The 12,892-nt window shown below is 62.1% G+C and carries 10 protein-coding genes and 1 pseudogene; 4 read left to right on the forward strand and 7 right to left on the reverse strand.

Annotated elements, in window-relative coordinates:
• Nucleotides 1-194: 194 nt before the first annotated feature.
• The 3 genes from PCA31118_RS23005 to PCA31118_RS27110 form a co-directional block, all read right to left on the reverse strand.
• A complete protein-coding gene (locus tag PCA31118_RS23005) occupies nt 195-3,644 on the reverse strand; it encodes an error-prone DNA polymerase (RefSeq protein ID WP_425495394.1) in 3,450 nt (1,149 codons plus the stop codon).
• 180 nt (nt 3,645-3,824) lie between these two features.
• Nucleotides 3,825-5,435 (reverse strand): Y-family DNA polymerase, encoded by a 1,611-nt coding sequence (locus PCA31118_RS23010; protein ID WP_174990573.1) that lies wholly within the window; start codon nt 5,433-5,435, stop codon nt 3,825-3,827.
• Entirely contained in the window at nt 5,392-6,297 is a 906-nt protein-coding gene (locus PCA31118_RS27110; protein ID WP_174990574.1) for a damage-inducible protein, read from the reverse strand. Before PCA31118_RS27110 ends, PCA31118_RS23010 begins: the two co-directional genes overlap by 44 nt.
• Before the next feature lie 156 nt (nt 6,298-6,453).
• On the opposite strand from PCA31118_RS27110, the gene PCA31118_RS23015 reads away from it, so the two are divergent.
• On the forward strand, nt 6,454-7,764 hold the full coding sequence (locus PCA31118_RS23015) for an Nramp family divalent metal transporter (protein WP_150627302.1): 1,311 nt from the start codon (nt 6,454-6,456) through the stop codon (nt 7,762-7,764).
• 99 nt (nt 7,765-7,863) lie between these two features.
• Here PCA31118_RS23015 and PCA31118_RS23020 read toward each other — a convergent pair whose 3' ends face one another.
• Nucleotides 7,864-8,340, reverse strand: a complete 477-nt coding sequence (locus PCA31118_RS23020) for a nuclear transport factor 2 family protein (RefSeq protein ID WP_150627303.1) — start codon at nt 8,338-8,340, stop codon at nt 7,864-7,866.
• A 322-nt stretch (nt 8,341-8,662) separates the two neighbouring features.
• Here PCA31118_RS23020 and PCA31118_RS23025 point away from each other — a divergent pair, with 322 nt between their 5' ends.
• From PCA31118_RS23025 to PCA31118_RS23035, 3 genes are all read left to right on the forward strand, one after another.
• Entirely contained in the window at nt 8,663-9,346 is a 684-nt protein-coding gene (locus PCA31118_RS23025) for a CsgG/HfaB family protein (protein WP_246190394.1), read from the forward strand.
• Nucleotides 9,347-9,526: 180 nt separating this feature from the next.
• The gene (locus tag PCA31118_RS23030; RefSeq protein ID WP_150627305.1) at nt 9,527-9,904 is read left to right on the forward strand and encodes a DUF4810 domain-containing protein; all 378 of its coding nucleotides are present in this window, start codon (nt 9,527-9,529) and stop codon (nt 9,902-9,904) included.
• On the forward strand, nt 9,901-10,566 hold the full coding sequence (locus PCA31118_RS23035; protein WP_174990575.1) for a DUF799 domain-containing protein: 666 nt from the start codon (nt 9,901-9,903) through the stop codon (nt 10,564-10,566). The genes PCA31118_RS23030 and PCA31118_RS23035 overlap by 4 nt, the downstream gene beginning before the upstream one ends.
• Before the next feature lie 404 nt (nt 10,567-10,970).
• Here PCA31118_RS23035 and PCA31118_RS23040 read toward each other — a convergent pair whose 3' ends face one another.
• The 3 genes and pseudogenes from PCA31118_RS23040 to PCA31118_RS23050 all read right to left on the reverse strand — a co-directional run bounded on the left by PCA31118_RS23040 (nt 10,971) and on the right by PCA31118_RS23050 (nt 12,807).
• Nucleotides 10,971-11,111 carry a DUF3563 family protein gene (locus PCA31118_RS23040; protein ID WP_072617503.1) on the reverse strand — a complete coding sequence of 47 codons (141 nt, stop codon included), beginning with the start codon at nt 11,109-11,111 and terminating at the stop codon, nt 10,971-10,973.
• A 489-nt stretch (nt 11,112-11,600) separates the two neighbouring features.
• Nucleotides 11,601-11,993: pseudogene (gene cueR / locus PCA31118_RS23045) on the reverse strand (Cu(I)-responsive transcriptional regulator); the annotation flags it as partial.
• A 7-nt stretch (nt 11,994-12,000) separates the two neighbouring features.
• Nucleotides 12,001-12,807: an endonuclease/exonuclease/phosphatase family protein gene (locus PCA31118_RS23050; protein WP_150627307.1), complete on the reverse strand. Its 807-nt coding sequence runs from the start codon at nt 12,805-12,807 to the stop codon at nt 12,001-12,003.
• Nucleotides 12,808-12,892 lie beyond the last annotated feature (85 nt).

Raw genomic sequence — 12,892 nt, forward strand, 5'->3', positions numbered from 1 at the left:
AGGATGGCGAGGGCGAGTGGATTGGCATGATGCGCTCCGGGTTCGTAGAGGAAACCATCGTCGGCGGCAATCGAACAGGAGACACACCGGTCCTGTCATCGCCCCGACCGATGCCCTCATCGTTCTCGCGACGCCGGACAGTCACTTTCAATAATCGGCCCGGCACAGGCAAGTCATTTCCCCCGGGGAGCCGGTTAATGAAAGTTCCGGCTTGAAATCGTGAGTTCGCCGAGCATCGACGAGAGGTCGATCAGGCGATGCGCGACCAGATGGGTGACGCGTTCCTCGCGCTGCCACACGCCCTCCACGCCCAGCAGCGACGACGCCAGCAATTCCTTGCGCTGCGCTTCGACCAGATCGGGCCAGACGATCACGTTGATCACGCCCGTCTCGTCTTCCAGCGACACGAAGACCGTGCCGTTGGCCGTCCCCGGACGCTGGCGTCCCGTCACGATACCCACCGTGCGCACGCGTCGCCCGTGCACGCCGTCGGATTGCAATTCCTTCGCCGTGCGCACACGCATCTTTGTCAACTTCTCTCGCAGCAGCAGCAACGGATGACGTCTTAACGTCAGTCCCGTACTCGCATAGTCGGCCACGATGTCCTGCCCCTCGGGCATCGGCGGCAGCGCGACCTGCTCGTCGGCACTGCCCGGCGCGGCGTCGCGCAGGACCGTTGCCCCCAGCAACGGCGTAGGCGGCTGCCAGGCCGCCACGGTCCAACGCGCCTGACGTCGTCCGCCCAGCAATGCCGATAGCGCATCCGCCGCGGCCAGTGCATCGAGATCCCGGCGCGATAACATAGCGCGCGCCGTCAGATCGTCGATATCGGTGAAGGGGCGTTGCCTGCGCGCCGCCTCGATCGCTTTCGCGCCCGCGTCCGACAACCCTTTGACCAGCGACAACCCCAGTCGCACCGCCGGCCGACGTGCATTCCCATATCGGTCGACTCTCGCCTCGGGACGCGACTCCACATCGCTCACGCACACATCCACCGCGCGCACTTCGACGCGATGCCGCCGCGCATCCTGCACCAGTTGCGAGGCCGAATAGAACCCCATCGGCAAACTGTTGAGCAATCCGCACAGGAACATCTCGGGCGCATGGCACTTGAGCCACGCACTCGCATAGGCGAGCGACGCAAAGCTCGCCGCATGACTCTCGGGAAAGCCGTACTCGCCAAACCCCTCGATCTGTCGGCAGATCGCCTCGGCAAACTCCCGCGGATAGCCGTTCCTGAGCATCCCGTCGACGATGCGCGTCTGGAATTTTTCGAGACCGCCCTTGCGTTTCCATGCGGCCATCGAGCGACGCAATTCGTCGGCATCTCCTGCGGTGAAGTCGGCCGCGATCATCGCGATCTGCATGACCTGCTCCTGAAAGATCGGCACGCCCAGTGTGCGCTCCAGCGCCGGTTTGATCGCCTCGCAAGGGTAGTCGACCAACCTCGGATGCTTTCGCCGCTTCAGATACGGATGCACCATGCCCCCCTGAATCGGCCCGGGCCGCACAATCGCCACCTGCACCACAAGGTCATAAAACTTCGTGGGCTTCAAACGCGGCAGCATGCTCATCTGCGCACGCGATTCGATCTGGAAAACGCCCACCGTATCGGCGCGGCGAATCATGCCGTAAGTCGCCGGGTCGTCACGTGGAATGTCGGCCAGCTCGATCGGCGCCCCCCGCCATTCGCCCAACAGATCGAGCGTGCGCCGCAACGCACTCAGCATGCCAAGCGCAAGTACATCGACCTTGAGCAACTTGAGCGTCTCGATATCGTCCTTGTCCCACTGAATGACATAGCGATCTTCCATCGCCGCCGGCGCAATCGGCACGAGACGTGAGAGCTTGTCGCGCGAGATCACGAAGCCGCCGACGTGCTGCGACAGATGCCGGGGAAAGCCGATCAGTCGTGCGACCAGATCGGCCCACAGACGTGTGAGCGGCGCATCCGGCGAGAGTCCCTGCGCCGCCATGCGTGCGAGCAGATTCTCTTTACCGTCCCACCACTGTTGACTCTGCGCGACCTGCTCGACGATGGACAGATCGATGCCCAATGCACGCCCGGTGTCGCGCACCGCACTGCGCATGCGGTAACTGATGACCGTTGCGGCCAGCGCCGCCCGATCGTTGCCGTACTTCCTGTAGATGTACTGGATGACGATCTCGCGTTTCTGGTGCTCGAAGTCGACGTCGATATCCGGCGGTTCCTTGCGTTCCTTCGACAGAAAACGACCGAACAGCACTTGCGCTTCATCGGGGTTCACCGCCGTGATGCCCAGGCAATAGCACACGGCCGAGTTCGCGGCTGAGCCGCGCCCCTGGCACAGGATATTTTGACTGCGGGCGAAGCTCACAATGTCGTAGACGGTCAGGAAATACGGTTCGTATTCAAGCTCCCCAATGAGCTTCAGTTCCGTTTCCAGCAGCTTCACCACTTTCTCCGGCACACCGTTCGGATAACGGCGTCGCGCCCCCTTCCAGACTTCCTGATGCAGATACGATTCCGGTGTGAACCCGGCCGGCACCAGTTCCTCCGGATACTCGTAGCGCAGCGTGCGCAAGTCGAAATGGCATCGCGACGCAATCGCGATCGTCTCGGCCAGCGCCGCTTTCGGATAAAGCCACGAAAGCCGCAGGCGGGGGCGCAAATGCTGCTCGGCATTGGCGGTGAGCGCCAGTCCGCATGCCTGCACCGGCTTACCCAGGCCGATCGCCGTGAGCGTGTCCTGCAACGGTTTGCGCGAGCGCACATGCATGAGCACGTGACCTGTGGCGACGAGCGGTACACCGCATTCGTGAGAGATTGCGCGCAGCCGCGCCAGATGGGCATCGTCATCGGCACGATGGTGACGCTCCAGTGCCAGCCAGACGCGTCCCTCGCCAAAGGTGCGCGCCGCCCACCGAGTCTGGGCCAGCGTGCGCTCGTGGCTCGCGCCGGGATCGGGCACGAGAATCATCAGACACCCTCGCAAACCGCGCAGATGGGCCTGTGCCCCGGTCGGTGCGCAGAAGTCTCTCGCATGCAGACGATAACTGCGGTTCGGCCCCCGCATACGCCCGAGCGTAATCATCTCCGACAAATTACCGTAGCCTTCACGGTGCTGGGCAAGCGCGACCAGATGCACCGTGCCCAGTGCATCGAGCGCCTCGCGATCGGTCGGATCCATGAAATCGCCGCGATCGCCATGATCGCGCTGATCGCCCTGATCACGGTAGTGGCTGTGGTTGGATGCCGTAGCGTCGACGCCGGGCAGCGGGGTGCGAGACGGCTGCTGTGGTGGAAGTGACGGATGCAGCAGCGATGGCTGAGACCGGGAAGGATGAAACTGGGGAGAATGAGACTGGGAGGAATGAGACGAAGGCGGGTTCGATGATCGACCGTCCGGGGTCACCGGTAATGGCGACGAGGTCCCTTCAGGGGTCAGACGAAACTCGCTGCCCACGATCAAAGCCATGTGCTTGTGCTCGGGTTTGGCCACTTCCGCCAGCGCGCGGACGACGCCGGCCAGCGAACACTCGTCGGTGATCGCCAACGCCGTGTATCCCAGATGAACCGCCCGCGCGACCAATTCTTCCGGGTGCGACGCCCCCCGCTGAAACGAGAAATTCGACAGGCAATGCAACTCGGCATACGCGGGCAGACTGCCGTCATCCTCACCGCGCAGGCGAGACGGATCCGCACCGGGCGTATCGATGCCGTCGTCGTTGGCGACCAGCCCTTCGGCGGGTCCTTGCCATGAGAAGAAATCGTCGAAATTCATCGGACAGCCATTCCACCGGCTTCAATCTGCTTCAATCTGCTTCATCAGCTTCTGCTGGCCTCAACCGAACAGACCATGCAGATACCACGCGGCATCGGCCCCTTTCACGGGACGCTCCCGAAACACCCACAGCAATGCCCCCGACGTATCGGCAGCTATGAAGTAGTCGCGCGTGACCGTACCCGGCTCCCACCACCCCGCCTCGATACGCTCGGGACCGCTCACCAGTTGCAACGGCCCCTGTCGCCATGGGCGCTCCTGTTGCACGCGCAATCGCTGCGGTGCATCGAGCAACCATGCCGGGCGCGGTGGCAAAGTGTTTGCAGTCTCCGGGAGATGACGGTTCATCCCCGATGCCGCCCCTTGAGTCGCATGACCTGCGCCACGTCCGCCCGCATTTCCGCCAGCATTTCCGCCCGTACTTCTTCCCGTACTTCCGTCCGAATTTCGTCCCGTATTTACCCCATATGGCACGCTAACGAACGCCGCCTCGGGGCGATGATCGCCTCGCACTTGCAACCGTCGCACGTGCTCGTCTCCCAGGCGCGCCGCTATGCGCTCCATCAACTGCACGAAATCCTGCCGCTCACGCCCCGGCTCGGGCAGCAACGAACCGCTTTGCGGGACGTAAGGCGCCGTCTGCGTCACGTCGAGTCGCAGCGTCAGCACTGGCGCGACCAGCGGGGAACGGGCGAGCCGCTCCTTGCACAACGACAGCAAATGCGCCGGTGCCGCACTCGGCTCGGACAACCGGATGTCGAAGTGCGTCGGCGCCAGGGTTTCCCGGCCGAGCGGTTCGTGTTCGAGTATCAGCGTCAGGGCACGCGTTGCCAGTTGCCCGGCGGTGAGCCATCCCGTCAATTGCGCCAGCAGACGACGCAAGCCGAAAAGCAGCACGTCGACGTCATGAGTGAGCGACGGTAACGGCAGCACCGCCTCGAAATACGGCGGCGCGCGATACCACGTCGGCGCCTCCGGCGTCTCGCCATAGGCTCGGGCAAGCGAGGCAGGCAGTTCGCTGCCACACCGGCGTCTCACGCCTGCCGAGGGCAGCGCCCGCAATTCGCCCAACGTCGCACAACCGATCTGGGCAAGCCAGTCGAGCCACGGCCCGGCCTCGGGCAACAACGCGACGGACAGCGAATCGAGTTGCTCGGGCAATGCCGCCAACGGGGGCGGCAACAAGCGCTCGGGAGAGTCAGCCGATGCGCGGGCGAGCAATGCTGCGGCACTGGCTGTGGCCGCGATGCCAAGCGAAGCCCGGTGCCCCAGCGCCTCGGCACTCTCCAGCACCTGCACCGCCAGCGAGGCCAGACCGCCGAACAATCGCAAACTCGGCGCCACATCGATCACCACACAATGCGGCGCGACGATCGCCACATCGGGGCCGAAGCGCAGCAACGCCAGCGCGAGGGCTTCCAGCGCCTGCGTCTCGGCGGCTTCGTCACGGTCATGAAACCGCGCCTGCGGCAACAGTGCCAGCACACCACCGCGGCGCATACCCGACTGCACCCCGGCTGCCTGCGCCGTCTCGCTCGCTTGCCAGACACGCGACTGCGCCAGCACCACCGTCGTGTCCGGCGAGGCCTCGGCTTGCCCGTCCGTCCGCACAGGGGGAGATGCCAACTCAAGCGCCAGAGATGGCAGATGCAGGGCGATCCAGCAGGCCATGCGAGACTCCGGAAGCAGAAATGAAAGACACCGAGGACGGCACGGGCGAAGGAGCGGGATCCGGCCGGGTATGCAACGGTGTGGCGTCATCCCGGGTTCCCGCCGCCGGGTGTGATGCGCGCGTATAGGGCGCCGGCAACGTCAACCAGAGCGGATCGAGACGAGGGGGACCGCGACGCTTGTGAAACTGCACGCCGAGCCGGCTTCCCTCGCCGACCGTCAGCCCCAATCGCAGCGGCGCTGCCGAGGCGGTCGCCACTGCCGCCGCAGGGCGCATCACCCAGGTCAGCGTTTCACTCCCCCCAGCGGCCACCTGAAGACGCCGAAGTTGCTCGGGCGTAGCGGACGGCAACCATGACAGCACCGCACCGCAGCAAGCACTCTTGAGCGCCTGCTCGGCGCACCACAGCATGTCGCGGTCTTCGACCCTTATGCCGCGCTTGCTCCCCATGCGCCCCATCCCTCCCATCTCTTCACGTCTGAAGCCCCCGGCGCCGCGCGTACTCATGCCGCGCTGGCGTCTGGACGATGCCGCAGATACCGGCCGCATCACCACGCTGAGCCAGCGCAGATCGATACCCCAGCCCGCCAGCGCCGGGGCATACGGCAACATGGGCGGGCCGATCACCATCACCGGCTTGCCCGCCTGGGTCAGCGCCCGCAGTGCCGGTGCAAGCAAACGCCACTCTCCGATTCCCGGATGCTCGCTCAGCAACTCCGTCACCGCACCATGCGGCCACCCGGCGCCGGGCAGCTCGGCGTCGAGTTCCGCAAAACCGGTGGCATGGCCCGCGCGATGGCAATGTGCCAGTTCGCTGGCACGCCATAACCCGGCAGGCAGAGAGGAAAGCGGCAGAGCCATCTGGAGAATCAAGCGCTCGAATACTGTATGAATGTACAGTATAGCAGTTCATGGCGTATTGACGGCCTTTCAATGGCCTGACGATCATGTCGATCCCGCTTGCGGGCAAACGCCTGCCCGGCTAACGTGAGCGACATTGCACGAAAGCCTCCCCTCATGCCGCTCCCGACTACCGCCACCGCCCCCTTCTGCCCCTCGGAGGTCAAGGGCAGCATCGTCATCGACGCGCGCCAATCGCGCTGGGTCAAACTCAAACGCTTCGCCGGCCCCGGCCTGCTCGTCGCCATCGGCTACATGGACCCCGGCAACTGGGCGACGGACATTCAGGCCGGTTCGCAATTCGGCTATTCGTTGCTGTGGGTCGTGGCGCTATCGAGCCTCGCGGCCATCTTTCTTCAAATGCTCGCGGCCCGGCTGGGACTGGTCGCCGGGCGCGATCTCGCCCAGGCCAGCTACGAACGCTACGGCCGCACAGGGCGTCTGGTGCAATGGATCACCGCTGAAATTTCCATCATCGCGTGCGATATCGCCGAGGTCCTCGGTTGCGCATTGGCGTTCAAGTTGCTGCTGGGCGTGCCGATCACGTGGGGGATCGTCCTCACGGCGCTCGATACGATGATCGTGCTCGGCCTGCAAGGCAAAGGTTTTCGTCAGATCGAAGCGATCGTTTTCGGACTGATCGGAACGATGGCGTTCTGCTTCGTCGCGCAAGTGGCCATGGTGCCGCCCGACTGGCATGCCGTCGCCGCCGGTCTGGTACCCGGCGCCCCCGGTCATGATCGGCGCGACGCCATCGTGCTGGCGCTGGGCATCGTGGGTGCGACGATCATGCCGCACAACCTGTATCTGCATTCGTCCGTGGTACAAACCCGGCGCGTGGTCGGCGGCAAACGGGGCGACATACGCGACACGCTCGCATTGGTGCGTATCGATACCTGGGGATCGCTGCTGATCGCCATGTGTGTGAATGCGGCAATTCTGATTCTGGCCGGTTCGGTCTTTCACGCCAGCGGGCAGACCAACGTCACCGATATCGAACAGGCATATCAGTTGATTACGCCGATTGCGGGAGGCGCCGCGGCATTCATGTTCGGCCTCGCGCTGCTCGCCTCCGGGCAAAGCTCCACACTCACCGGCACCATTGCAGGACAGGTGATCATGGACGGCTTTCTGCACACCAGGATTCCGTGCTATCAGCGCCGGCTGATCACGCGCGGCCTGGCGCTCGTGCCTGCGCTGCTCGGTGTGCTGTGGCTCGGCGATGGTGCAGTAGGCAAGCTGCTCGTGTGGAGTCAGGTATTGCTGAGCCTGCAATTGCCGTTCGCAATGTGGCCGCTCATTCATTCGGTCAGCGACTCGCGCCTGATGAAAGGCAATGCGATCGCGCGCCCGACGCAGGTGATGGCGTGGTGCCTATTCGTCCTGATCACCGGCACCAATCTGTTGCTGATCTTCGGACTGAATTGACACAATTGACACGATGGCGGCACGGCATCGTCGTGCCCCCACCGCGTTTCTTACAGTCCCTGGGTTTTGCCCTGCAAACCAGAGAACGGGCGGCACCTGTCAAAGACCGAGATCGCTCAACCCCGGGTGATCGTCCGGACGGCGTCCCTGCGGCCATCGGAACAGACGATCACTCTCGGCAATGCGCGAATCGTTGATGCTGGCATGGCGTACGGCCATCAGTCCTTGCGCGTCGAACTCCCAGTTCTCGTTGCCATACGAGCGGAACCAGTTGCCCGAATCGTCTCGCCATTCGTACGCAAACCGGACCGCGATGCGGTTTTCGGTGAACGCCCACAACTCCTTGATCAGCCGGTAATCGAGTTCGCGTTGCCATTTGCGTGTCAGGAACTCGACGATCTGATCGCGTCCACGCGGAAACTCGGCACGATTGCGCCAGCGGCTGTCGACGGTATAGGCCAGTGCAACTCGCGCAGGATCACGCGAGTTCCATCCATCTTCAGCCATGCGAACCTTCTGAATTGCCGTTTCCTTTGTGAAAGGTGGAAAGGGCGGACGTGCTTCGATATCTGCCACGGCGAGACTCCTGTCGAAAGTGTGAGAGGCATGAGGGGAACGACTCGCCGAGTGTATCGCCAAGCCGCATTCGCTGCCTGATGCGAAGGGGCGGGATGTGCGGGATGTGCCAGATGGGCGTGAAGGACGTACCGTCACAACACTGCGAAAACGCGTGCTACCATCAGCACCCCTTATCAAGTCTTACAACAACAGTCATTCACAAACGATAGGGGCATCAGATGTCCGCGCGGGCCGGTACGAACGACGAGCGACGAATGTCCAATGTCGAATGTCGCGTGCGTATCGCCTGGCGGGCCACATCACACTCAGGGGTATCACCGTGCATAAAAAGAAGTTCAGCTTTGCGCTGCTCAGCGCCGTCACGCTCTCCGTGGCCGTGCTCGGCGGTTGCGCTACCGAAAGTTCGCGTTCCGTCGAAGTCGCCAAGGTCGAGAGTGCCAGCCGTCCGTACGTCGGTGTGCGCACACCGATCGCCGTGGGCAAGTTCGATAACCGTTCCACCTACATGCGCGGCGTTTTTTCCGATAACGTCGACCGCCTCGGCAGTCAGGCCAAGACGATCCTGATTACCCATCTGCAACAAACCAATCGCTTCAATGTGCTCGACCGTGACAACATGGCCGAGATCCGTCAGGAAGCCGACATCAAGAAAACGAAGCAAACGCTCAAAGGCGCCGATTACGTGATCACCGGAGACGTCGTCGAGTTCGGCCGCAAGGAAGTGGGCGACAAACAGCTCTTCGGCATTCTTGGCCGTGGCCGCGAGCAAATCGCGTATGCAAAGGTCAACCTGAACGTGGTCGACATCGCCACGTCGGAAGTCGTTTACTCGAGCGGCGGCGCCGGCGAGTTCGCACTGTCCAACCGCGAAGTCATCGGCTTCGGCGGCACGGCGGGCTACGACTCGACACTCAACGGCAAGGTCCTCGACCTTGCGATGCGTGAAGCCGTCAACAACCTCGTCGCCGGCATCGAAAGCGGCGCCTGGAAGCCCGGCAAGTAAACCGACCAACGCCTCTTTTGCAACATGCCGCGGCGCGTGACACCTCATGCGCCCGATCTTGTACGTCAATCTCTCGCATCAGTCTCGCGCGTCAATTTCGAACATCAATGCATCATGCGCGTTCGGACGCGATGTGATCGACGCGCGAGCAGCGGCATGTCCGCCAGGATCTCTATTGTCATGAATCGCACCATGTCATTCGGCCGCCTTGTCGCGGCGGCCATCGCCTGCGGCGCCATCGTCGCACTGTCGGGCTGCGCCACGCAGCCCAAACCCCTTTACGACTGGGAAAGCTACCAACCGCAGGTCTACGAGTACTTCAAGGGGGAATCGAAGGAAGCGCAGATCATTGCCCTGGAGCGTGATCTGGAAAAGATCAAGGCGTCCAATAACGCCGCGCCCCCCGGCTATCACGCTCACCTGGGCCTGCTCTATGCATCGGTCGGCAAGTCCGACAAGATGGTCGAGCAATTCCAGATCGAAAAACAATTGTTCCCCGAGTCAGCCAACTACATCGACTTCCTGCTCAAGAACAAGACCACGGAGGCCAAGCAATGATCGCCCGACTGTGCCGATGGATGACGCTTGCCGCATTGGCTGCCGTGATGACCGGCTGCGCCGTGCATCAAGCCAAACCCTACGATTACACCGCGTTCAAGGAAAGCAAGCCGAAGTCGATTCTGGTGTTGCCGCCCCTCAATGAATCGCCGGATATCGACGCGACCTACAGCGTGTTGTCGCAGGTCACGGTGCCGCTCGGCGAAGCAGGCTACTACGTGATGCCGGTCACACTGGTCGACGAGTCGTTCCGTCAGAATGGCCTGACCGTGGCTGGCGACATTCATCAGGTAAGCCCCGCCAAGCTGCGAGAAATCTTCGGAGCGGACGCCGCGCTCTACATCAAGATTTCGCAGTACGGCACGAAGTACATGGTGCTAGACAGCGCTACGGTCGTGACTGTCTCCGCTGAGCTCATCGATCTGCGCAATGGCGCGAAGCTCTGGAGCGGTGCGGCCAGCGCGTCGAACAACGAGGGCAACAACAACAGTGGGGGCGGCCTGATCGGCATGTTGATCACTGCGGCCGTCAAGCAGATCGTCAACAGCGTGTCGAACGCTGGCTATACGGTCGCAGGCACTGCCAATGCGCGTTTGCTGTCTGCCGGACGCCCTAACGGCATGCTTTACGGCCCACGCTCGCCAAAGTACGGCACCGACTAAGTCTCTGCTCTCGCACCGGTGCGAGGCCTTCGCACGTCAACAAACATGCTCCGGCGCTGGGGACAGCGCCGGGGCGCACCATGGCTTGCGCTGACCTGCACTGATTTGCACTGATTTGCGGAAGGACGCGCACCGGGGCGTGTGGGCGCCGGAAATGAGGTGGAAATGAAGTGGAAATGAGGCGGAAATGAAACGCAAGTGAAGCCGAAAAGAAGCGTAAACGACAAAGCCCGCCAAAACGGCGGGCTTATTCGTGCCAATCCCGGAACGGCAGGACGGCATCCGGACTCACGGCTGGGCGCCGTCGCACGTCATTACATAATGACGGGAATCGCCCGATGAGACGATCGACTTGCCTGGCTGCGCCAGCGACGACCGTTCGTCCGGAAGGACTTCAGACTTGCTTAGTAACCGGCGGTTTCGAGCGCGCGGATACGTTGTTCCAGCTCAATGATGTCCTTCGACTCAGCCAGGAACGCTTCACGACGACGACGCTCAGCAGTTTCGAACCAAGTGTTCACGACTTCAAACAGGGCGGCAAACATGACGTTTCTCCAATTCAATTAGTGTGCTGCATCGCAGCAGTGCTTCGCATTATATAGGGTTTTCCCGTTAAGGGTTAGCCCCTATATGGGAAAAACCAACAGAATCTGCTAAAGCGACACTTCGAATGGAGTTGATTCCAATAATTTTACTTAAAAATCAATTACTTAATAAATTTTCAGCGCATCTGCGCACGGCTCTGCGGCATGCTGTCGCAGAAGACGATCAAAATTCGGAAGACAAAAAAAGCGCCGCTGGTGCGGCGCGTCATGGACGATACTGCGCGGTCATCATGACACGCATGGCATGTCGCGGTGTCCTCCCCATCCTTACGGGACGTGCCGCGCCACCTGCGCATCGCCCTCGCCGACCGGCCCACCGTTTGCGGTACCGGTAGCGGCCGCATCGGGCGCGGAGGTCGAATGCGCTGCAGTGCCACAAGCGGCCATCGTATTCGAGCCGCTTTCGCCTTTCACCGCGAGGTTGCCGGGCAATTCCGCGGCTGCCAGCCCTTCCAGAATCGGGCAATCCGGCCGGTCGTCGCCATGACAATGCATGGCAAGATGCGAGAGCGTGTCGCGCATGGCGACCAGTTCGCCAATGCGCTGATTGAGTTCATCGACGTGCGTTTGCGCCAACGCCTTCACCTGCGCGCTGGAGCGCCCGCGATCCTGCCACAGCGCCAATAGCTGGCGAATCTGGTCGATGCCGAAACCCAGGCGGCGGGCCTGACGAATGAAACGCAGCAGGTGGAGATCCTGTTCGCCATAACGTCGGTAACCTGCCTCGGAGCGCGGGCTCGGGGGCATCAGGCCGATACTTTCGTAGTACCGGATCATCTTGGCCGTAACGCCGCTGGCCTGTGCCGCTTGTCCGATGTTCATGGCGACCTCACTGGGGGGAACGAGGGTTGAACGACGGGAGAGAGGAACCGTTCACGGCCTTTTCGGTGTCCGACAGCACGAGTCGTGCACTGATCGGCGCGTGATCGGAAATCCGCGACCAGGGGCGCCCGTGTAAAACCTGCGCCCCCTCGATATGAAAACCGCGCGCATAGATGCGGTCAAGTCGTAAAAGCGGCAATCCGCTCGGAAAACTGCGAGCCGGACGACCAACGCTATTCTGAAACACTTCCGTCAATGCCAGCTTTTCCGCCAGCAAACGGTCCGCCTGATTGCTCCAGTCGTTGAAATCGCCCGCGATGATCAGCGGGGCGTCCGTGGGAATGGCGTCGGCGACCCGCTCCGTGAGCATTTCGAACTGACGCCGACGGCCCTGCCCGGCCAGTGACAAGTGCACGCACAGGCAATGCAGCGGCTGAGACAGTCCCGGCACGGCGATTTCGCAATGAAGCATGCCGCGCTTTTCGAAACTATAGGTCGTGATGTCGTGATTGTCCGATTTAACGATCGGATAACGACTCAAAATCGCATTTCCGTGGTGGCCGTGTTCGTAGACGACATTGCGGCCATAGGCGTGATCGCGCCACATGGCCCCCGCCAGAAACTCGTGTTGCGGTTGCACCGGCCAGTTGTTATGACGCACCGCATGCCGCTGGTGCATGCCCTGGACTTCCTGAAGGAAGACGAGATCTGGGGCAAGTCCCTCCAACCCCGCGCGCAACTCATGGACGCGCAAGCGGTTGAACGCGGAAAAGCCCTTGTGAATGTTGTAACTCGCGATATGCAGACTATTCATATTCGGCAGCAACGACTCCGTGCCGGAAGACAGACGATATCAACTAGATGATGCCGCTTTCGGCGAATTTCAAGACAGGTAAAGA

This window comes from Pandoraea captiosa, from assembly GCF_902459775.1.
Classification (GTDB): Bacteria; Pseudomonadota; Gammaproteobacteria; order Burkholderiales; family Burkholderiaceae; genus Pandoraea; species Pandoraea captiosa.

What these genes read in the sequence shown, in the direction of transcription:
- PCA31118_RS23015 (WP_150627302.1), top strand. Translation starts at nt 6,454, where the DNA reads ATGCCGCTCCCGACTACCGCCACCGCCCCCTTCTGCCCCTCGGAGGTC.
- PCA31118_RS23035 (WP_174990575.1), top strand. Translation starts at nt 9,901, where the DNA reads ATGATCGCCCGACTGTGCCGATGGATGACGCTTGCCGCATTGGCTGCC.
- PCA31118_RS23050 (WP_150627307.1), bottom strand. Translation starts at nt 12,807, where the DNA reads ATGAATAGTCTGCATATCGCGAGTTACAACATTCACAAGGGCTTTTCC.
- PCA31118_RS23030 (WP_150627305.1), top strand. Translation starts at nt 9,527, where the DNA reads ATGAATCGCACCATGTCATTCGGCCGCCTTGTCGCGGCGGCCATCGCC.
- PCA31118_RS23040 (WP_072617503.1), bottom strand. Translation starts at nt 11,111, where the DNA reads ATGTTTGCCGCCCTGTTTGAAGTCGTGAACACTTGGTTCGAAACTGCT.
- PCA31118_RS27110 (WP_174990574.1), bottom strand. Translation starts at nt 6,297, where the DNA reads ATGGCTCTGCCGCTTTCCTCTCTGCCTGCCGGGTTATGGCGTGCCAGC.
- PCA31118_RS23010 (WP_174990573.1), bottom strand. Translation starts at nt 5,435, where the DNA reads ATGGCCTGCTGGATCGCCCTGCATCTGCCATCTCTGGCGCTTGAGTTG.